General features: G+C 49.2%; 19 protein-coding genes. 12 read left to right on the top strand and 7 right to left on the bottom strand.

Going from position 1 to position 19,883, the window contains the following annotated elements; all coding sequences use genetic code 11:
• Positions 1 to 108: 108 nt before the first annotated feature.
• The 8 genes from AACH41_RS13245 (at position 109) to AACH41_RS13280 (ending at position 8,915) form a co-directional block, all read left to right on the top strand.
• Positions 109 to 792, top strand: a complete 684-nt coding sequence (locus AACH41_RS13245; RefSeq protein WP_338655636.1) for a response regulator transcription factor — start codon at positions 109 to 111, stop codon at positions 790 to 792.
• Entirely contained in the window at positions 782 to 2,191 is a 1,410-nt protein-coding gene (locus AACH41_RS13250; protein WP_338655638.1) for a HAMP domain-containing sensor histidine kinase, read from the top strand. Before AACH41_RS13245 ends, AACH41_RS13250 begins: the two co-directional genes overlap by 11 nt.
• A gap of 96 nt (positions 2,192 to 2,287) precedes the next feature.
• On the top strand, positions 2,288 to 3,130 hold the full coding sequence (locus AACH41_RS13255) for a hypothetical protein (protein ID WP_338655639.1): 843 nt from the start codon (positions 2,288 to 2,290) through the stop codon (positions 3,128 to 3,130).
• A gap of 201 nt (positions 3,131 to 3,331) precedes the next feature.
• Positions 3,332 to 5,437 carry a 5-histidylcysteine sulfoxide synthase gene (gene ovoA / locus AACH41_RS13260; protein ID WP_338655640.1) on the top strand — a complete coding sequence of 702 codons (2,106 nt, stop codon included), beginning with the start codon at positions 3,332 to 3,334 and terminating at the stop codon, positions 5,435 to 5,437.
• Positions 5,419 to 6,654, top strand: coding sequence for a PatB family C-S lyase (locus AACH41_RS13265; RefSeq protein WP_338655641.1), 1,236 nt, complete (start codon positions 5,419 to 5,421; stop codon positions 6,652 to 6,654). The genes ovoA and AACH41_RS13265 overlap by 19 nt, the downstream gene beginning before the upstream one ends.
• A 31-nt stretch (positions 6,655 to 6,685) precedes the next feature.
• Positions 6,686 to 7,435: a tetratricopeptide repeat protein gene (locus AACH41_RS13270; protein WP_338655642.1), complete on the top strand. Its 750-nt coding sequence runs from the start codon at positions 6,686 to 6,688 to the stop codon at positions 7,433 to 7,435.
• Positions 7,436 to 7,449: 14 nt separating this feature from the next.
• Entirely contained in the window at positions 7,450 to 8,541 is a 1,092-nt protein-coding gene (locus AACH41_RS13275; protein ID WP_338655644.1) for an ADP-ribosylglycohydrolase family protein, read from the top strand.
• A gap of 59 nt (positions 8,542 to 8,600) precedes the next feature.
• The gene (locus AACH41_RS13280; protein ID WP_338657616.1) at positions 8,601 to 8,915 is read left to right on the top strand and encodes a hypothetical protein; all 315 of its coding nucleotides are present in this window, start codon (positions 8,601 to 8,603) and stop codon (positions 8,913 to 8,915) included.
• On the opposite strand, the gene vapB is transcribed toward AACH41_RS13280, so the two are convergent.
• From vapB to AACH41_RS13295, 3 genes are all read right to left on the bottom strand, one after another.
• Positions 8,822 to 9,205 carry a type II toxin-antitoxin system VapB family antitoxin gene (vapB, locus tag AACH41_RS13285; RefSeq protein ID WP_338655645.1) on the bottom strand — a complete coding sequence of 128 codons (384 nt, stop codon included), beginning with the start codon at positions 9,203 to 9,205 and terminating at the stop codon, positions 8,822 to 8,824. The two genes, AACH41_RS13280 and vapB, sit on opposite strands and share 94 nt — an antisense overlap.
• A 74-nt stretch (positions 9,206 to 9,279) precedes the next feature.
• On the bottom strand, positions 9,280 to 9,690 hold the full coding sequence (locus AACH41_RS13290; protein ID WP_275357861.1) for a putative toxin-antitoxin system toxin component, PIN family: 411 nt from the start codon (positions 9,688 to 9,690) through the stop codon (positions 9,280 to 9,282).
• Positions 9,683 to 9,931, bottom strand: coding sequence for a type II toxin-antitoxin system Phd/YefM family antitoxin (locus AACH41_RS13295; protein ID WP_194748922.1), 249 nt, complete (start codon positions 9,929 to 9,931; stop codon positions 9,683 to 9,685). The genes AACH41_RS13290 and AACH41_RS13295 overlap by 8 nt, the downstream gene beginning before the upstream one ends.
• 163 nt (positions 9,932 to 10,094) lie before the next feature.
• Between AACH41_RS13295 and AACH41_RS13300 the strand changes: the two genes are divergently transcribed.
• Positions 10,095 to 10,874, top strand: a complete 780-nt coding sequence (locus AACH41_RS13300) for a DUF1223 domain-containing protein (RefSeq protein ID WP_338655646.1) — start codon at positions 10,095 to 10,097, stop codon at positions 10,872 to 10,874.
• A gap of 380 nt (positions 10,875 to 11,254) precedes the next feature.
• Here the strand turns inward: AACH41_RS13300 and AACH41_RS13305 are convergent, their stop codons facing one another.
• On the bottom strand, positions 11,255 to 11,629 hold the full coding sequence (locus tag AACH41_RS13305) for a lysozyme inhibitor LprI family protein (protein WP_338655647.1): 375 nt from the start codon (positions 11,627 to 11,629) through the stop codon (positions 11,255 to 11,257).
• 402 nt (positions 11,630 to 12,031) lie between these two features.
• On the opposite strand from AACH41_RS13305, the gene AACH41_RS13310 reads away from it, so the two are divergent.
• Both AACH41_RS13310 and AACH41_RS13315 read left to right on the top strand, forming a co-directional pair.
• On the top strand, positions 12,032 to 13,228 hold the full coding sequence (locus AACH41_RS13310; protein WP_338655649.1) for a hypothetical protein: 1,197 nt from the start codon (positions 12,032 to 12,034) through the stop codon (positions 13,226 to 13,228).
• Entirely contained in the window at positions 13,225 to 13,644 is a 420-nt protein-coding gene (locus tag AACH41_RS13315) for a hypothetical protein (RefSeq protein WP_338655650.1), read from the top strand. The genes AACH41_RS13310 and AACH41_RS13315 overlap by 4 nt, the downstream gene beginning before the upstream one ends.
• 39 nt (positions 13,645 to 13,683) lie before the next feature.
• Here the strand turns inward: AACH41_RS13315 and AACH41_RS13320 are convergent, their stop codons facing one another.
• The 3 genes from AACH41_RS13320 to AACH41_RS13330 all read right to left on the bottom strand — a co-directional run bounded on the left by AACH41_RS13320 (position 13,684) and on the right by AACH41_RS13330 (position 17,909).
• Positions 13,684 to 14,793 carry a hypothetical protein gene (locus AACH41_RS13320; RefSeq protein WP_338655652.1) on the bottom strand — a complete coding sequence of 370 codons (1,110 nt, stop codon included), beginning with the start codon at positions 14,791 to 14,793 and terminating at the stop codon, positions 13,684 to 13,686.
• A 62-nt stretch (positions 14,794 to 14,855) separates the two neighbouring features.
• The gene (locus AACH41_RS13325; protein ID WP_049637539.1) at positions 14,856 to 15,548 is read right to left on the bottom strand and encodes an NrdJb; all 693 of its coding nucleotides are present in this window, start codon (positions 15,546 to 15,548) and stop codon (positions 14,856 to 14,858) included.
• Between the two features lie 195 nt (positions 15,549 to 15,743).
• Complete coding sequence (locus AACH41_RS13330; protein WP_338655654.1) at positions 15,744 to 17,909, bottom strand: adenosylcobalamin-dependent ribonucleoside-diphosphate reductase; 2,166 nt, start codon at positions 17,907 to 17,909, stop codon at positions 15,744 to 15,746.
• A 333-nt stretch (positions 17,910 to 18,242) separates the two neighbouring features.
• Between AACH41_RS13330 and waaA the strand changes: the two genes are divergently transcribed.
• Positions 18,243 to 19,589 (top strand): lipid IV(A) 3-deoxy-D-manno-octulosonic acid transferase, encoded by a 1,347-nt coding sequence (waaA, locus tag AACH41_RS13335; protein WP_338655655.1) that lies wholly within the window; start codon positions 18,243 to 18,245, stop codon positions 19,587 to 19,589.
• Positions 19,590 to 19,883: the final 294 nt, after the last annotated feature.

Genomic DNA, 19,883 nt, shown 5'->3' on the forward strand with positions numbered 1-19,883 from the left:
TCCCTGAATTATTCTTCAGGGAATATGATGCATTAACCATTTAATATGCTTGGCGCACGCAGCAGCAAATGACCAAAACTTAGTAAGACGGATGATAGAGATGCAACCATGAAAATTCTGATCGTTGAAGACGATTTCAAAGCCGCCAAACTTATTGCCAGAGGCTTGATGGAAGAAGGCTTCAAGGTTGAGATTGCTGGCAGTGTAAGCCAGGCGCTGGATGCGTTGATGCATCACTTTGACTTAATGATTCTGGATTGGATGCTGCCTGATGAAGACGGATTAAGTTTATGCATCAAACTGAGAAAAAATAAAATGGAGTTACCCATTTTGATGCTGACGGCAAAAAATGCCATCAATGACAAAGTCAGTGGATTGAACAGCGGCGCGGATGACTATCTGGCAAAACCGTTTGCATTTGATGAGCTGCTGGCCAGAGTGAATTCACTGCTGAGAAGACAACGCAGGTCGCCATCCACGCTACTCTCCGAGCACGGGGTCATCCTCAACTTGCGCTATAAAACCGTGATGCGCCGTGGCCATGCCATCACGCTTTCGCCCAAAGAGTTTGACCTGCTCGAATTATTGATGTTGCATTCCGCGCAGGTGATTTCCCGCAAAACCATTGCACAACGCCTTTGGCAACAGGACTGGATTGCAATCGACAACCTGATTGATGTGAACATCAAGAATCTGCGTCAAAAACTGGAGCTTCCAGGACAGCCAAAATTGATTCATACCCTACGGGGAGAAGGCTTTATTTTTGAAGAAAGAGCCAGCATTGAAAATTAACTTTCGTCAGAAACTCACCCTGACCTATCTGACACTCATCCTGGTCATCGTATCGCTCACTGCGCTTTTCTCATGGTGGCAACTCTCCATCGCCGCCAAAAATCAATTGGATCATGCCCTGCTTTCCCTGGCGGAAACTGAAGCAGAAATGCTGATCTCCCTGCAGGATCGCTCAGATATCCGCATTCATGACTGGCAACATGATAAAGACCGGATTGCATTAAACAGACTGGATAGACTGGTACAGATTGTGGATGAACACGGCCATTCCCTCGCCAAGAGTCGCAATCTGGGGGAGGCCAACCTCCCCATCACGCCTCAGGCGCTCAGGCAGCATCACCGTGCCAGCTTCGAAACCATTGATCACTTTAATAATGAGCCCTTACGCGTAGTGGTGTTTCCCGTTTACAAAAACGCTCATTATTACTATGTGCTGGTAGCCGGGTCCATGGATGATATTGATCGCATTCTCAATACGGCAACCATGATCTTCATGCTCATGGCCGTCGCGCTCGCCGGTGCGATCGTATGGGCAGGCTTGCTGCCCATAGACCGTATTCTTAAAGTGATTCAACGTATCGTGTCACAGACCAGAAACATCCATCAGGAAAATCTGCATCAGCGGCTCTCCAATGACCATGCGGATGACGAAATAGGCGAATTGATTAACACCCTGAATGCGATGCTGCAGAGACTGGAAAGCGCTTTCGAGGTCCAGAGAAACTTCACCTCCCATGCGTCTCATGAACTGAAGTCGCCCCTCTCCAGAATGCGAACAGATATTGAGGTCGCACTGAGAAGACCCCGAGACAAAGAGGCATATCAAGCAGTCCTGATGTCCTGTCTGGATGAAGTCGATCATTTAACAAAAATGCTGAATAGCATGCTGCTATTGGCGCAACTGGATGCCAATATGGAGACGCTGAACAAAGAGGTTTTATCAGTCAGCGACTTGATGACCGAAGTGCTGCACCAAGCTCGCCAACGTCTGCAACAACGCGATTTAAGCGTCACCACGGTGATCCCCGCCGAACTATCCATTGTGGCTCAAAAAGAGTTTGCATTATTGTTGATTGGCAACCTCATCGACAATGCCATCAAGTTCACTTTAAACAATAAAATCATCGTTGAGGCCATCCAACACCAAGGGGGCGTAGTGTTGAAGATTATTGACTTCGGTGCCGGGATTCCAGCCGATGAAGCCCCCTTTATTTTTGACCGTTTTTATCGTGGCAGAACCGTACTCAAAAATGCGATCCCCGGCAGTGGGCTGGGGCTGGCGTTAGTCAAAACGCTAGCCAGGCATTGTCAATGTGAGATCACCCACTCGCCGAATCCAGAAGGTGGATCCATCTTTACGGTATGCTGGGCACCGCCGCAACGGCCACTACCGCTTTGAACTTGAATGCTGAGCATTAAAATGTCATCTCTTTACTCTGCCCCAAATATCGTGAGACACCACTACACGCTACCCCCAGCACACAGCATCGTAAGGTTGCAAAACTTAAGCGTCACCGAGCAAGCCCGGCTGCTGCCACAAGTGTTTGCCCTTGCCCGCGAGCAATACCCGGAATGGCCCGCAGAGCAGTTGCCTAATTGGCTGGCTGCCTTGGCGGGCGGCAATGCCAACGGCACCAAAATGGCTGTGTCGGTGGTGCTGGATGCGCAGGGTGAAGTCGCTGCCGCCAGTGCGCTGGAGCTGTATCGCAACGGCACCGCCATGATCAACTACAGCCTGGCCCGAAAAAATGCCGAGCGTGCTAGTGCCAAGCGGGGTAGTGCTGAACAGAGCGCCGCGCTGATTTACGCCGCGACCAAAGACATGGCGGCGGGGATTCAAGCGTTGCAGGCACAAGGTGAACCCATCCACTTTGTCGGCAAAGAGCATCATTTGCAAAGCCTGCGCGCAATTGCAGGCTATTATGCGGTGGGCCAGGTGCCGATTGACGGCCCGACCTCTTTGCTCACACGTGCGGTGAAATATTACGAGGTCGCCTATGGTGACCCGAAAGAAGTTGAAACTCAGGCTAGAATAGACCATGCGATGATGCTGGCTGACCCTAAAGCAGGCTATGCCGAGGAAGAGAATGTGCACCTGTGGCTGCTGGGTGACTTTATCCCCAGCGCGCCCAACAAGCCCTTGGCCGAATCGCTGCGAGCGCTGGCAGACACCTATGCCCAAGAGCACAGCATCTTCCGCGAAAAAGACATACGCTTAGACCCTGGCTACAGATCGCTACACCAGCTGGCTGACCATTTGCCAGCAACGGCCACTTATCAACAAGCTGTAGAGGCCTCGGCGGTGGGCGCGGCGCAATGGCTGGGTTTGATTGCATAACAGCCTTGCCACCATTTGCTGCGCACCCTATCCATCGCTACGACACAAATGAGTATCGTGCATTCAAATTGAACCAATCATTTCAAATGCTATTCAATAAACAAGCGCTGCCTGGGGATTTGCATTCCCCCTGTGTGCGTTTATTTTCCAATCTCTAAAGATGCGCTTGATAGACAGGCCACGAAACCGATCACGACAGACATGACCAAACCTCCTCATCGCAGCCTTCTACTTAGCCAGGATCACACATCGCTCACCCGTGAGCAGATACGGGCTTATTTTCATGAGACCTCAGATGTCTATGAAGCCTTGTTTACGTTACTCAGCAACGAGCAAGCGTACTACGTGAAACCCATTGCGCTAAGACATCCGCTGATTTTTTACTACGGCCATACCCATACCTTTTTTATCAACAAGCTGATTCTTGCCGGGCTCATCACCGAACGCGTGAATCCCAGGTTTGAGTCCATGTTTGCGGTCGGCGTCGATGAAATGGGCTGGGATGATGTGAACGAAGCCCACTACCAATGGCCAACGCCAGCGGAGGTGAAGGCATACCGTGCACAGGTGCGCGAAGTGGTTGACCAACTGATCACGCGCCTGCCTTTTGAGCTGCCGATTGATTGGGAGAGCCCGTGGTGGCCGATTCTGATGGGCATTGAGCATGAGCGCATCCATCTGGAAACCAGCTCGGTACTGATCCGGCAACATGCCTTACAGTATGTTCGCCCCTCCCCCGCATGGGCACCCTCTGCTGCGCGGGATGTGGTCGCCCCTGAAAATCGCTTGGTGCCTATCCCGGCGCGTGAAATTGTGTTGCGCAAGTCAGACACGTATTACGGCTGGGATAACGAATACGGTCAATTTCACGGCCACTGTCCGGCCTTTGAGGCGGCCAAATACCTGACCTCTAATGCCGAGTTTTTACGCTTTGTGGAAGCGGGCGGCTACCAGGCAGAGGCCTACTGGCAAGAAGAAGGCTGGGCCTGGCGCACCTACACGCAAGCCGAGCATCCCACGTTTTGGATCAAACAAGCCTCTGGCTGGCAACTGCGCCTGCTGACGGAAGAAATCGACATGCCATGGAGCTGGCCGGTAGAAGTCAATTACCATGAGGCCAAAGCGTTTTGCAATTGGCTGTCGGCACAGCGGGGCAAACCAGTGCGTCTGCCCAGCGAGCAGGAGTGGTATAGTCTGTATGAACATGCAGGCTTGTCCGACGCCCAGGTCACCAACGGCCATCTTGCCAATCTGTTTTTAGACCATGGAGCATCGTCTTGCCCGGTCAACCAGTTTGCGCATGGTGAGCTGTATGATGTGGTGGGCAATGTCTGGCAATGGACAGAAACACCCATTTTTCCGTTTGATGGCTTTAAAGTACACCCGTTGTACGATGACTTTACCACCCCGACCTATGATGGCCGCCATAATCTCATCAAGGGTGGCTCCTGGATCTCAACGGGCAACGAGGCGATTAAAAGTGCACGCTACGCCTTTCGCCGACATTTTTTTCAACATGCAGGATTCCGCTATATTGTGACTGATACCCCCTTAGAAAATAACAGCTCGTATTACGAATCTGACAAGCAGCTGTCGGAGTATGCCGAATTTCATTATGGTGACAGCTATTTTGGCGTACCCAACTTCCCCAAAGCGCTGAGCGATTATGCCCTGCAGCATTTGCAAGCCAAACCAAAACGCAAAGCGCTCGATTTGGGCTGTGCCACCGGCCGTGCCACTTTTGAGCTGGCCACACAGTTTGAGCACGTCACCGGCATAGACTTTTCTGCCCGCTTTATTGGCTTGGCGTTACAAGCGGCCGAACAGGGCGTGTTGCGTTACACCATGGTCAATGAAGGCGACTTGGTCAGCTACCAGGAGCGCACACTGAGTGCCTTAGGCTTAGACCAGGTGGTCGATAAAGTGGAATTCTGGCAGGGCGATGCCTGCAACCTCAAGCCTCAATTCACCGGCTACGACTTTATTCTGGCCGCCAATTTAATTGACCGGCTCTATCGCCCACGCCAGTTTTTGAGCACCATTCATGAGCGCTTGAATATCGGTGGCGTACTCATGATCACCTCGCCGTATACCTGGCTGGAAGAGCACACCCCGCGTGAGGAATGGATAGGCGGCTACAAGCAAGATGGCGAAAATGTGACCACGCTGGATGGCCTGAAAGCGCTGCTAAGCCCGCACTTTACACTCATGAAAGCCCCGGTAGAGATTCCGTTTGTGATTCGTGAAACCCGCCACAAATTTCAGCATACGCTGTCAGAAGTGACGTTATGGGAGCGCGTCAGTTGAGCCACCGCTTTGAGGAACACGTGTCGCGTGAAGGTAGCGGCGCATTAAAATACGATGGCCGCCAGCAAACCTTCGGCACCACCGATGTCATGCCCATGTGGGTGGCCGATATGGATTTTGCCGTGCCCGCAGCAGTGACCGAGGCGCTGCAAGCGCGCATCGCCCATCCGGTGTTTGGTTATTCCCTGGCACCCGACAGCCTGTATCAAGCGCTGATTGATTGGCTACAAATCAAGCACGGTTGGCCAGTCCAGCGCGAATGGATTGTGCTCACGCCCGGCGTGGTGCCCTCGCTCAACCTGGTCGTCGCTGCCCTCACCGCCCCCAACGACGCGGTGATCGTGCAACCACCCGTGTATTTTCCGTTTTTTTCAGCGGTCACGGGCCAGCAGCGGCGTTTGCTTGAAAACCCGTTACGCCTGACCTCCGATCACGCACAACAGCCGCAATACCAGATGGATATGGACCACCTTACGGCGTGCGCGCAACAGGCGCGCATGCTGCTGCTATGCTCACCGCATAATCCGGTAGGTCGGGTGTGGCAACCGTCAGAGCTGGAGTCTATTTTAACCATCGCGGACCAACATGATTTAATAGTGCTCTCAGACGAAATCCATGCCGATTTAGTCTATGCAGAAGCGCAACACCAGCCGCTTAGCCGTTTGGCCATGCAAGCCGAAACCGCCGAGCAAACCGCGTTATCCCACCGCGTGATTACCGCCGTCTCGCCCAGCAAAACCTTCAATATTCCAGGCCTGGGTCTCTCAGCCTTGATTGTGCCAAACACCGCGCATCGGCAAGCCATTCAACGCCAGCTCAACACGCTAGGCCTCTCAGTGACCAACCCACTCAACATGGCCGCCTTTGAAGCGGCCTATCGCGGCGGAAGCAACTGGCTAAATGATCTGATGCCTTATCTGCAAGCTACGCGCGATGCGGCAGTGGCGTATATTCAGGCAGAGCTGCCCAGTATCAAAGTCATCGTTCCGCAAGCCACTTATCTGCTATGGCTGGATTGCCGCGCCCTCAATCTGCATGACGCCGCATTAAAACGCTTTTTTATTGAAGAAGCGCAACTCGGCCTCTCGCCCGGTGCGATGTTTGGTCATGGCGGCGAAGGCTTTATGCGCATGAACATAGGCACCCCCCAAGCCAACGTGCTCGCGGCGCTGGCGCGATTAAAAGCCGCCTGCAGCCGTCACGGTCTCTCAACTTAAATACTCCCCTCACCACACGCTAGGAACAGCCATGACGCAAGCAGCTAAAACGATGTTGGCGCAGTTATTCAGCAAAGCAATCTCCACCGCATTGATGCTGTGCGTGCTGTGTGCAGCCAGCCTCGCGCAGGCAAACACGCTAGAAGAAGCCAGACAGAAGCTACTGCAAAAAGACTATGCCGCTGCCCACGCCATTTATCTGTCGCTCGCCAGTCAAAACGATGCCAAAGCCTGCTACAACCTGGGCCTGATGTCGCAGAACGGCGATGGCGTGCCCAAAAGCATGGACGAAGCGGTCAAGTGGTACACAAAATCGGCCGAGTTGAATTACAAAGAGGCGCAGTACACGCTGGGTTCACTGGTGTTTCAGCGCCAGATTCAAAGCATCAGCTACCCGCAAGCGGTGGCCTATTACGAGCAAGCAGCCAAGCAAGGTCATGTGAAATCGCAGCTCAATTTAGGCATGCTGTATTTGCGGGGCGAAGTGATTGCGCAAGACATGTCCGCCGCCGTGCACTGGTTAAGCCAGGCCGCCAGCAACAACAATAGTGAAGCCCAGGGCTACCTGGCCGAGCTTTACCAGCAAGGGGCCGGCGTTGAACAAAGTACCCTCAAAGCGGCGATGTGGTTGATATTGGCAACCCAAAACGAAGAAAAACGCCTGGTGAATCGCCACAGCAAAATGCTGAATTATCTCTATGCGCAAATGAGCGAAGAGCAAAAAGCCGCGGCCACCCAATTGGCCACGCAATGTAAAAGCCAGCAATTGCAAGGCTGTTAAACAAGGATCACACGATGCCAATCACCACCCTTCAACGTGCAGACCGAGTGCGCGGCGCCCTCTGGGGTATGTTTATTGGCGATGCGCTGGCCATGCCCGTGCACTGGTATTACAACATCGCCGCCCTCTGGCAAGACTTTGGTCAAATTCGCGACTATCAAGCGCCCAAAGCCAGCCACCCCAGCTCCATCATGCCCCTGGCCAGCACAGGCAAGGCAGGCCGCGGCACACAAGCGGGCGACATTGTCGGCAGTGTGATTTTAAAAGGCAAAAAACAATTCTGGGGCCTGCCTAACGGCCACTATCACCAAGGCATGCAGGCAGGCGACAACACGCTAAACCTGCTGTGCGCCCGTGTGTTGCTGCGCTCCCTTATCGCCCAAGGCCAGCATGATCCCGCAGACTTTTTGCAAGCCTATGTGCGCTTTATGACCGAGCCCGATCAGCACAACGACACTTATGCTGAGTCATACCACCGTGATTTTTTTGCCAACTATGCCAAAGGCGTGGCCCCGGAAAAATGTGCGGGCGACGAAGGCCATGACACCGCCTCCATCGGCGGCCTGGTGAACATCCCCATGGTGGTCATGGCCAGCGTCAAGGCGAACGACCTGGCCGCCTGCAACCAAGCCGCCTTAACGCAACAAAACCTCACCCACCGCTCAACCGAGTTAGAGCGCCATACGCTGGCACTGAGCCAACTCTTGTTTGAAATTTTCAACTCACCACACCCTGACAACGAACAACTCGCCAGCGCTGCGGCCAGTCAGTTAGGATTCCCGGCCGCCAAAGTCGTGGCGCAAGTGCGCGCCACACAAAAATCTGACCTCGACGTGATTGGTGGCCTACTCAGCCCCGCCTGCTACATAGACCAGTCGTTTCCATCTGTGCTCTACCTCGCCACCCGCTACCACGATGACTTTGAAAGCGCGCTTATTGCCAACACCAATGTCGGCGGGGATAACTGCCACCGCGGTGCGGTGCTGGGCGCGATTTTGGGTGCTTCGTTGGGGTTGGAGGCGATTCCGCCACGCTGGATCAAAGGCCTCACCGCACACGATGCTATTCACCACGAAGTTGAGCAGTTTGTGGCACAGTTTGCCTAAACATTTTGACTAATCAGGCGGTGAAAACCATGCTTACAAAAATATTAGCAATCCTCTTTATGATGAGCTGCAGCGTTGCCTTTGCTGCCAATGACTTAAGCTTTATGACTGAAGGCAAACCATACAACGAGGTCAAGCAAACGCTGATTGATCAAGGGTGGGCGCCAATCAAAAACACCAAGATTGATCGGGCTAGTATATACGCGCAAGAAATCTACAACATGGGCATGACAGAGGTCACCGATTGCATCTCGATGGAAATTGACGGCTGCACATTCCTCTACCAAAAAGGCAAGCAAACACTGGAAATCAAAACCATCACCAGGCAGTTGAGTGTGGAGTCTTTCCGTATATATAAGAAAAATACGCGGTGAATGCTTAAGGCAATTGTTTTTATGTAGCTCCCGCGCATGGTGCGTTGTATTTGAAATGAACCATGCGGCCGACTGTAAGCGAGACCGCCCGACCGCGTTGGCATAAAATCATCGCTCACCGTCAAGTTAGCATTAAAAAAGCTATCCCAGGTTTCAGCAATCGGCGTGATAATGCGCTCGTTACCAAGTGCACGCACGTTCACCAGTTTCACATCCTCTGGCAAGCGCATTTCAGCAGGCAGGCGAACAGCTTGCGTGCGATTGTTAATGAACACCGTGCTTATAGCCATCGTTCATCCCTCTCGTCAAAACGCATGTAGCATTAGCGTATAGCACGAAAAATATAGTTGCAAACCTGCTTAATTCAAAGCGCATTAAACTGTGCGGCAGTCAAAATAGAGATGCCTTGAAAAGGATGCAACACCAACAAGTCAGCATCGCCCGTGATGATCATCGATGCACCACCATTCACGGCGACTTCTAAAAATTGATTGTCTTTTGGGTCACGGCAGGCATTCACGGGATAGACAATATTCACACGTTCATACATGCGACTAAACAGTCTAAAAAAAGCTTGCCTGTCTTCAAGCGAAATATAGCGGTCAAACTTTGGGCGAGATAATACGTCCGCCAGTTCATTGAGCGTAGACTCAGACACCAGCAATACACCTTGCTCAAAAGCTTTACGCACGGCAATTGATGAAACGCTGTTCGGTAACAGCAAATAACTGATCAAAGTATTGGTGTCACAGACTACCCGTAACGCCTCACTCATTGGTCAGCAACTCGGCTAATTTGTCCTCGGTTAAGCCATTTGCCACCGCCTGCTGCCCCACACGGTCACAAAATGATTGAAACTCAGCAAGATTCAGCCCGCGCAAGCGTTGATATTCAGCGGGAGAAAGCACAATCGCAACATCACGGTTTTGACGACGAATCGTCACTGGCTCGCGTTGTGCCGTATCAATTAAAGCCGCCATATTTTGTTTAGCATCTGTTGCAGAAACATATTGCATAATCAACTCTCCTGTTTGCCTAATAATAGTACAAAATGTCTATTTTGTACATTTTGTACAAACTATCACATTTAGTCTTGAAACTGCGTCGGAGAACAAATACGTGTAAGGCATCAACAAGTCACACGACCAATCCACTCCAGCCAATTGATGGAGTGCCGTCATGAACAAACAACCTCTGCTCACCGCTTTATGCGCCATCGTGTTTGCGTCAAACGTCATCGCGCAAACACAATGCAGTGCCGTCAGCGGCCCACAAACCAATGCCCTTGTTGAGCTATACACCTCAGAAGGCTGTAGCAGCTGCCCGCCCGCTGACCAGTGGTTAACGCGCCTAAAAACGCAAAGCAACCAGTTGGGTAACATTGTGCCAATAGCCCTGCATGTGGATTATTGGGATGACATAGGCTGGAAAGATAACTTTGCGAACCCTGCATTCGCCAAACGGCAACGTGACATGGCCGCCTCAGGGCATGCTCGTGGTGTGTATACCCCACAAATTGCCATCAACGGGCAGGATAACCGTAGCTGGTTAAGTGATTCACGTTTTAAGAATGAGATTGCCAACATCAACCGTATGCCAGCCAAAGCCGAGATTCGCCTGATGGTTAATTCCACCACGGCGAAGTCAGTACAAGTATCCACAAACATCAAAACCGCAGAGGCAGGTCCGTTGGTCTATTACCTCGCGCTACAAGAAAACAACCTGCAATCCACCGTGAATGCGGGTGAAAACCGTGGTGAGGTGTTGCGCCATGATTATGTCGTGCGCCAGTGGTTAGGGCCGTTTAAGGTGGGGGCGGATGGCAAAACAAATGAAAGTCATGAAATTCAGCTTCAACCAGCCTGGAAGCAGCGTGATCTTAGCGTGGTCGCATTTGTGCAGAATTCAGCGACGGGGGAGATTTTGCAGGCATTGGTTTTAGGGTCGTGCGAGGATTAATTTACGCTAACCCCAATTGTGATTCTCTTAGAATAGTATTGCTAAAAGAATGACTACTGAAAAAATCAGAAAGCAGACTGATAAGGCCCAAAAGATTACATAAAACCTGTAATTTCTTGGTCGCTCAAATACATCTCCAATCACTGGTGGAGTTTTGGCGTTAGCCATTACCCAGTAGTGCCAGTAAATTGGATTAATCGGGAAAGTCGTTAGTTTGACTCTGGCGAGTAGCGCAGCAATTATCAAACATACAATACTTAAGGCGATGTAAAGCCAGAAAAGCCTCATATCATCGGGGATAACACCGCCTCGAAGATAACCAGGTCGATAAGATGAGGGAATATGCATCTATAACCCCAGTGTATGGATTAACTGATTAATTAGAGAAGCTTACTATTTTGACAACCAGAGCTTAAGCACTCTCGAATTCGGTCCTGCAAAAACTGGGAACGTTTTATGGTGATACTGGAGGCGCAATTCAGATTTACGAAGAAAGCTTCGCCATCGCGCTTGGAACAACTACTATTTCTTTCCGACATCCAAGAAAGTTGGCCTGACTTTAAAGCCTTTTTACCATCAGCGTCCAATTTTGAATTTAGCTTTTTGAAGTTTTCATTCAACTCTTTGTCTGCTTCTTGGTAAACCTTATTTAAGCAATACAAACCGTCGAAATCATCTCTTGGTTTATCACAAGCGGAGTTAGCAAATACCAAGCCTGAAATACAGATTAATAGTAGTGTTGTTATTATTTTCATGATGACCCCGATGATAATTATTTTGTTAAAAATTTAAAAAATCATACTACTGTTGGATCATGAAGTATTTATTAACGGAGACTAAGTATGTACATATCAATCCAAGAACTTCAATTCTTAGTTTCATCACGGATTAAGTGACTCTGAACCCAATTATTCCACACAGCCAGAAAATGCTAGAAATTGAGACAAAATTGGCTTTGATGGGGAGTCAAAAAAGTCGCGATTTGCAGCTTTAGTTTATTTTGAAATGTGATTTTGCAAGACCTGACCCCGAAGTTGCGCGGAAAATTCCCAAAATATGCACACAATCAGGCTTGATTTAGGGTATATTTTTCCCAGAAACATTGCTTCACCCTTAGTAAATGAGTTGTTCTAACTTTCAACCTAAGAGGTAGTTTGATGTGGATTTTAATTAAGGGGCATAGAGCCACTGAAATTAGCGATAAAGTAGTTAATCATTTATTACTTCTGTATCCAGAAGAAAAACTACCTACAAGGCCCGTTTTATCTAGGGCCTTTCAACTCAATCAAATCGAGCTTCATGAGCTTAAAGAGGAGTCTGAAAGACTGCTCATTCCATGGCAAATGTTTTTGCTTGATGAGAAAAACCTTAAAAAGCATATAAACCACATTGAATCGCAAAGAAAACACAAAGTCTCAAGCAAACTATTAGCAAAAAGAAAAGGTAGTGGAGATATAACGTCCAAAAGAATTATTGATAGATTAATTCGTCAACAAAACTTCTTAAATGAAAACAAAAATCTACCGACTAATGGCTTCCCCGGATTATTAATTGGCCTTAATCCGAAAGACGCAGCAAATAGGATTCTAGAGTACTTTGAAATTGATCAAGAGAAGTATTGGGCTTATAAAGGTAGTAATAAGGCATTAGAGTATTTCATAACCAAAATTCAAAATAAGAATATAAATATTTGTCGAGGCGTTCTAACTCACAAATTGCTTCCTCATTACTTAGTAGTGGACAGCAACGTATATAAAAATACTAGTGGCTTCACAATACAAGACGAAAAAGTACCTTTCATATTTTTACCTAACGAAATCAGTGATGAAGCAGACAGTCGGCAGCTTTACACTTTGGTTTACTTGCTTGTCATTATTGGCCTTAATCAATATAACTTTATTATGAGTAAATCCTTTACCTATAAAAAAGCACAGACAACTAAAAGAGAACAACCACTACACAATATTACCTGTCAGCTTTTAATGCCGGAATCTGAAATAGCCGAATATTCCAATATGCCAATCACTGTAGAAATCAGAGATTTAATAGCGAGAAGGTTAAAAATATCTCCGACCGCAGTTGTGACAACCTTAAAAAATAGAGGAATAATTAGCGAACCGGAGTTCAACAACCTTATGCCAGATCCCTACCATCCTGAAGGTGGGAAAACCAGAGTCATGCGAACTCCTCACGTATCTACCGCAGTCAAGAAATTCTGCGGCGGCGTTTGTTACAAGGCGATACAGGCAGGCATTCAGAGTCAAACTCTAGCTGCGACTCAAGCACAATATTTGATATATGGCGGGATAAATAAAACGGGATTCAGAGATCTTAAGGCGGAGATTCATCTATGAATTTGATTGATACAAATTGTGTAACTCATATTTTTGAAAGCACATCTTCATGCACTGAAACATATTTTTTGGCTCCCGAAATTTTGGATGAGATCACCTTCACAAATCAGAATCTACCAAAAGAGTTTATTTCCATAGGGAATCATCACTTATTCAATGAGGCTATTTACATTGATTTTTATAAGAAAATGCTTAACAAGCATGAGGGGAAATCTTTTTTTAACATGACAGGATTAGGTGACATCTCAATTCTGGCAACCATTCACACTATTGTGCATATGTCGTCTTCGCATAGTGATCTTTTTGACTCTAAAGACATCACGGTATTTACTGAAGATATTAGACTTATAAAAAAACTGAAAAAAGAGTTTCTTACGTCATCAGTAACTTTAAAAAGATTCAAAGACATTCGATAATAGATTAAGGAAAATCTCTTTAGCATTTATCTAAATTATTTAACTGGCTCTGTCTTTACTAACGGAACCAATACTTCTCATCACTTCAATAACGGTCCCTTGCGATGAATTTTCTCCATCAGTTTTGATATAACCACTTGGTTGATGAATGAAAATTGACTGTGTTGCCTGCAAAAGTACTGCATTCTTCGTTTGCTCATCAGATGCGCTCGATACAAAAGCTTGAAAAGAGCTTAAAGAATTACTTCTGTGCTTGTTAACAACGTAGTTGTGCCGTGCAGAGTTAAAGTTCTTAGTTGCTAAAATTAAAGCAAAAATTAGCACAAATATGATCACCGTTTTTTGAAGATAGAACTTAATTTGAAGCATTAAATCTCCACTATTGCCGGGATCTTCAGCACCAGTTAGAACCAAAACTCCAGTTCCCCATAACGCAAATGAAACCAATGCCAGCGAAAGTATGCATATCGTCCATAACCAAAAAATTGATGATCTCAAATGCTCATTCGCCTCTTTTATGAAATGAACTGAGTTTTGACTCACCCCTGCTTCCGCAGCCGCATTTCTGATTGAATCTAAAGCACCTTTTACTTGGGCTAATGTAGATGAACCCACTTGCTCAAACTCTTGAGATTTATTTTTAAGAAAGCTATCCAACTCTAGGCTAATTTCTTCTTGCTTCCTCTTCAAAACTTCAGCTACATCTGATGCCAATGTTACTGAGCTTTGCACTTGATTCGACAATAACTCTATTTCATTCTTCGACAGTTTTGACTGTTGCGCTGAAACTATAGAGTAAACTAAAGGATATAAATTGGCCCAATGGTCTTCTAACTGCGTAGTAAAATTGTTTTTGTGAGCTGGAACATCCGCTGGAGAAATGCTTTGTATGGCAGCATAAATGTTACTTACTGTTTGAAGATAACTCAGAATTCCAGTTAAAACTGAATATGGAACCTCTTCGAGATTAAGCCCATCGAGATCATTTACAATATCAAGAATTTTCTCAGCAATTGAGACGACACTGTCGAAGCAAAGCTCAGACCCTAATCTTTCTTTCTGGACTAATGATGAAGGCGTAACTTTTAAAATCACATCAATTACATCATTTAATTGCGGTATGACTTGTTTTTGTCTTGCGGTAACCATTTTTTAATTAAACATTTAAAGATTTTCCATATAAATAAAAAAGGGGCTTATGCCCCTTTTGATTAACCACACTTACTATCCCCGCAGTTCAAGCAGGTCATGCATCCATCCATCAGAATGCTTGCTTTGGTATTGCACTTTTTGCAAAGCTGAGCCCCTTTGGGGAAGCCTTCGTCATTTGATTCTTCACCTGACTTGGCGTGTTTTTCCAGGTATTCAGCTTTTTTCTCTTCTACCAGTTTTTGCTGGTGTTCGTCCAGGCCTGGTTTTTTCAGCATGCCGATTTCTTGCAGGTGTTTTTCTACCACTTCACCAATCTCGGCCACCAGGCTGGGCACAAACTTGCCACCTTTTTTAAAGTAGCCCCCGCTAGGTTCAAACACGCTTTTAAGCTCTTCTACCAAAAAGGTGACATCGCCACCTTTACGGAACACGGCGGACATGACGCGGGTGAGCGCGACGATCCACTGAAAGTGCTCCATGTTTTTGGAGTTGATGAAGATCTCAAACGGGCGGCGGTGCTCTTGCGGCGTGCCTTCGTTCATGATGACGTCGTTGATGGTGATGTAGAGCGCGTGCTCGGTTACCGGGGTTTTGATCTTGTAGGTGTTACCCACAAGCATATCTGGGCGGCTTAATGGTTCGCCCATTTGGATAATATTCGTGACAGGCGCTGCTGCGGCCTCGGCTGCTTTTTTGTCTTCATCGGTCACCAGTTTGTAGGCGGTGATTTTTTTGTCGATCTTGATTGCCATGTTGTTCTCCCTATTGGAGCTTAATTTTTCAATAAATTCAATAATCTAAACGCGGTCCAAAAATTTTAGATGGTTGCCGTCGCGAGCGAAGCCAGTGCCAGGCGAAAAGCGGTTTTAAACCGGAGTGTACAAACGAGTACATGAGGATTTAAAACTGCTTTTCAACGCCGCAATGGCGAGCGCAGTAGGCAAACACTAAAATTTTCCGTAATAGCCTTCTTTAAACGCATCAAAGAGGTTCGCTGCCGTGTGAATCTCACCATCATATTCAATCTCTTCGTTGCCTTTGGCTTCAATCTCGGTGCCATCTTCGAGCGTGAACTTGTAAGTGGTGCTCTCTAAATCTTTCTCGGTCACCAGCACACCCTGGAATGCTTCCGGGTTAAAGCGGAACGTCGTACAACCTTTCAGGCCTTTGTCGTAGGCGTAGAGGTAGATGTCTTTGAAATCCTCAAAGTCGTAATCGGTCGGCACGTTAATGGTTTTGGAGATGGAGCTGTCTATCCATTTTTGTGCGGCGGCCTGAATATCCACGTGGGCCTTGGCCATGATGGTGGATGAGTCGAGGAAGTAATCCGGCAACTGCTCTTCTGGTTTATCACTAAACGGCATGGCGTTTGGGTTTACCAGTTCACGGTAGGCCAGCAGCTCGTAGCTGAATACGTCGACTTTCTCTTTAGACTTTTTGCCTTCACGAATCACGTTACGTGCATAGTGGTGGGCAAAGCTCGGCTCAATGCCGTTGCTGGCGTTGTTCGCCAGACTTAAACTAATGGTGCCGGTAGGCGCGATAGAGCTGTGGTGCGTAAATCTAACGCCCTTAGTCGCGATCTGGTTACGCAGGCCTTCGGGGAACTGCTGCATATAGCGGCTATATTTACCCAGCAACACTTTACCTGCCAGTTTCTGGCCGACCTTGATACCATCCGCAGCCATTTCAGGGCGCACACGCAGCATGTCGGCAGTGACTTCAAACTTCTCATCCATGATCGGTGCCGGGCCTTTTTCTTCAGCCAGCTGCACGCCGATTTCCCAGCCCACTTCGGCCATGATACGGGTGACTTCTTCAGTGAATTTGACTGAATCTTCTTCACCGTATTTCATTTTAAGCATGGTGAGTGTGGAGCCCAGGCCCAGGTAGCCCATGCCGTGGCGGCGTTTGCGGGCGATTTCCTGGCGTTGCTGCTCGAGTGGCAAACCGTTGATTTCGACCACGTTGTCGAGCATGCGGGTGAACACGGCCACCACTTCGCGGTATTCGTCCCAGTCAAAATGTGCGTTGTCAGTGAATGGCTCGCGTACAAACTTGGTCAGGTTCACAGAACCCAGCAGGCAGGCACCGTATGGCGGCAATGGCTGCTCACCGCATGGGTTGGTCGCGCGGATATTTTCGCAGAACCAGTTGTTGTTCATCTCGTTGACGCGGTCGATCAGGATAAAGCCTGGCTCGGCAAAGTCGTAGGTGGAGGACATAATCACATCCCACAGACGTCTTGCCTTGATGGTTTTGTAGATGCGGCAAGCCACTTTACCGGCTTCTGGACCTTCGGTTTTGGTCAGGTATTTGTGCTTGACCGGCCAATCACGCCACACCACTTGTGATTCGTCGTTGACGTTGAGGCCGTCAATAATGGCTTCTTTTTCAGTGACAGGGAAAGCCAGGCGCCATTCGGCATCGGCTTTCACGGCTTCCATAAACTCTTTGGTGATCAGGCAGCTCAGGTTGAACTGGCGCAAACGGCCGTTTTCACGCTTGGCCTTGATAAAGTCAGTCACGTCTGGATGCGAAATATCAAAGGTCGCCATTTGCGCGCCACGGCGGCCACCGGCGCTGGACACGGTGAAACACATTTTGTCGTAGATATCCATAAAGCTTAACGGGCCAGAGGTGTAAGCACCCGCGCCAGCCACAAACGCGCCTTTTGGACGTAGCGTAGAAAACTCGTAACCAATGCCGCAACCGGCTTTGAGCGTCAGGCCGGCTTCGTGCACTTTGCCTAAAATATCGTCCATGCTGTCGGCAATCACGCCAGACACGGTGCAGTTGATGGTAGAGGTAGCGGGTTTGTGCTCTAACGCGCCCGCATTAGAAGTAATGCGACCTGCCGGAATCGCACCACGGCGCAACGCCCACAAAAACTTTTCGTGCCATTCATTTTTCTTTTCTTCGGTGGTCTCGACGTCTGCCAGCGCGCGCGCAACGCGGCGATAAGAATCGTCCATGTCCTGATCCACATGTTCGCCCGACTTGGTTTTGAGACGGTATTTCTTGTCCCAAATATCGAGTGAGACGGGCTGCACTGGAATCTCCACGGCAACGCCTTCTGACTGGACTTTCTTTTGTTCAACAGCTTTTAACATCGAGTTCTCCCACACCTTGGTGATTCTTATTGGTTTGACAAACAGGGTTATTACAACAAACATCCGCCACAAGCTTGGCAACGGCTGGGGCGGGATGCGTTTTGGAACGGGGCCAGGGGATGACAAGCTTTGTTGTGTATTTATGCAGCTTGCCCGGCCTGCACATCGACATGGGTGCGGGCCCTGACCAAACACAATATCTTGTGTTGCTGGCGATAATTTATGCCTATAGCTAGTTGCCGTCAACCGATTTTTTGCGCTTTTTTTGATGCTTTTTTGCGTGCAACATCTTGCATTTTTTTAAGCGTGATAGAAACAGGCGCTACGGCATAGGTGAGTCATCACTCACCTGCTTTTGCCGGTGTCGGCAATACGCAACAGGTCAGTGTTGGGCAAATATGCGAAAATACCGCCATGCCTAGATTTGTCTATACCCTGCTCATGACCGTGGTCGCCGTCCTGCTGCCGCTCAAGCTGTTCTGGCGCGGCCTCAAGCAGCCGGAATACCGCCAGCATGTGGCTGAGCGCTACGGCTTTTACCGCCAATCGGTGCATGGTCCGCTGATCTGGGTACATTGTGTCTCGGTGGGCGAAACTCGTGCCACTCAACCGCTGATTCACGCCTTGCTGAGCACCTACCCGCAACACCAGCTGCTGATCACGCACGGCACGCCGACCGGCCGCGCAACCAGCAGCCAGTTATTAAATACCGAGATTACCAGTGGTCGTGTCCTGCAAGCCTACCTGCCGGTAGACACCCCCGGTGCAGCCAGGCGCTTTCTCAACCACTTTAAGCCGGTATTCGGCGTGCTGATGGAAACCGAGCTCTGGTTTCATTTAATTGACCAGGCCAGCCGCCAGCACCTGCCCATGGCCTTGCTCAGCGCCCGCCTCTCGGAAAAATCCGCGCGCGGCTATGCCAAACTCGGCAGCCTCACCCGCCAGGGCTTGCAGCAACTCGCCCTCATCGCCGCCCAAACCCAGGCCGATGCCGAACGCCTGCACACCCTGGGCGCCGCCCAACCGATGATTTGCGGCAACCTCAAGTTTGATGTCACGCCCCCCGCAGACAGCACCGACAAAGGAACAGCCTTGCGCCAGCAACTAGGCCCACACCGCACGGTATGCATGGCCGCCAGCACACGCGAAGGCGAAGAATCGCTCATTCTCGATGCCGTGCAAGGCCTAAATGTGCTCACCCTGCTGGTGCCCCGCCATCCCCAACGCTTTGCCGAGGTGGAAGCGCTGCTCAAAGCCCGTGGCCTGCGCTATGTGTTGCGCACCGAACTGGTCCAGCCCTTGCCTGCCGATGTGCAAGTCGTGCTGGGCAACAGCATGGGCGAAATGTACACCTACTATGCCGCCAGCGACTTTGCCGTGATGGGCGGCAGCCTGCAGCCACTAGGCGGGCAAAACCTGATTGAAGCCGCCGCCATGGGCGTACCGACCATACTAGGGCCGCATATGTTTAACTTTGCGCAAGTGGCGCAAGCGGCGGTCATGGCGGATGCGGCGGTACAGCTAAAGGATGTAAGTGAGTTGCATGGGATGATTGCGGCACTGGCAGCGGATAAAGTGAAAGTGCGTACGATGGCGGAAGCAGCGAAGGGGTTTACCTTGCAGCATAGAGGGACAACGGAAAGGTTGATGGCGGCGATCGCGCCGTTATTGAAAAGGTGATTTTTAGGCAAATAGTAGATCACATCGTTTAAGCCACATTTTATTTCGCCCGTAGGCGAGTTACTTTCTGTTGCTTGCCCCACAGAAAGTAACCAAAGAAGAGGGCACCCAGCCATCACGGCCTAAAGGCTCCCTTGATTTCATTACTCGTCAGTCGCGGTTGCAGAACTCAACCTGGCAGCTTACACAACCCGTAAGCTGCTGCGGGATTCAAACAAGCTGCAACCTTATTCCGCCTGCCAAGCAATGAAATCAAGCGTGATGGGATGGGATTCATCTCGCCAAACGCTCACT

This window comes from Methylophilus sp. DW102 (genome assembly GCF_037076555.1).
Taxonomy (GTDB): Bacteria; Pseudomonadota; Gammaproteobacteria; order Burkholderiales; family Methylophilaceae; genus Methylophilus; species Methylophilus glucosoxydans.

What these genes read in the sequence shown, in the direction of transcription:
- AACH41_RS13325 (WP_049637539.1), bottom strand. Translation starts at nt 15,548, where the DNA reads ATGGCAATCAAGATCGACAAAAAAATCACCGCCTACAAACTGGTGACC.
- AACH41_RS13270 (WP_338655642.1), top strand. Translation starts at nt 6,686, where the DNA reads ATGACGCAAGCAGCTAAAACGATGTTGGCGCAGTTATTCAGCAAAGCA.
- AACH41_RS13295 (WP_194748922.1), bottom strand. Translation starts at nt 9,931, where the DNA reads ATGCAATATGTTTCTGCAACAGATGCTAAACAAAATATGGCGGCTTTA.
- AACH41_RS13300 (WP_338655646.1), top strand. Translation starts at nt 10,095, where the DNA reads ATGAACAAACAACCTCTGCTCACCGCTTTATGCGCCATCGTGTTTGCG.
- AACH41_RS13290 (WP_275357861.1), bottom strand. Translation starts at nt 9,690, where the DNA reads ATGAGTGAGGCGTTACGGGTAGTCTGTGACACCAATACTTTGATCAGT.
- AACH41_RS13275 (WP_338655644.1), top strand. Translation starts at nt 7,450, where the DNA reads ATGCCAATCACCACCCTTCAACGTGCAGACCGAGTGCGCGGCGCCCTC.
- AACH41_RS13315 (WP_338655650.1), top strand. Translation starts at nt 13,225, where the DNA reads ATGAATTTGATTGATACAAATTGTGTAACTCATATTTTTGAAAGCACA.
- AACH41_RS13245 (WP_338655636.1), top strand. Translation starts at nt 109, where the DNA reads ATGAAAATTCTGATCGTTGAAGACGATTTCAAAGCCGCCAAACTTATT.
- vapB (WP_338655645.1), bottom strand. Translation starts at nt 9,205, where the DNA reads ATGGCTATAAGCACGGTGTTCATTAACAATCGCACGCAAGCTGTTCGC.
- AACH41_RS13310 (WP_338655649.1), top strand. Translation starts at nt 12,032, where the DNA reads ATGTGGATTTTAATTAAGGGGCATAGAGCCACTGAAATTAGCGATAAA.
- AACH41_RS13305 (WP_338655647.1), bottom strand. Translation starts at nt 11,629, where the DNA reads ATGAAAATAATAACAACACTACTATTAATCTGTATTTCAGGCTTGGTA.
- AACH41_RS13265 (WP_338655641.1), top strand. Translation starts at nt 5,419, where the DNA reads ATGGGAGCGCGTCAGTTGAGCCACCGCTTTGAGGAACACGTGTCGCGT.
- AACH41_RS13320 (WP_338655652.1), bottom strand. Translation starts at nt 14,793, where the DNA reads ATGGTTACCGCAAGACAAAAACAAGTCATACCGCAATTAAATGATGTA.
- AACH41_RS13330 (WP_338655654.1), bottom strand. Translation starts at nt 17,909, where the DNA reads ATGTTAAAAGCTGTTGAACAAAAGAAAGTCCAGTCAGAAGGCGTTGCC.
- ovoA (WP_338655640.1), top strand. Translation starts at nt 3,332, where the DNA reads ATGACCAAACCTCCTCATCGCAGCCTTCTACTTAGCCAGGATCACACA.
- AACH41_RS13280 (WP_338657616.1), top strand. Translation starts at nt 8,601, where the DNA reads ATGATGAGCTGCAGCGTTGCCTTTGCTGCCAATGACTTAAGCTTTATG.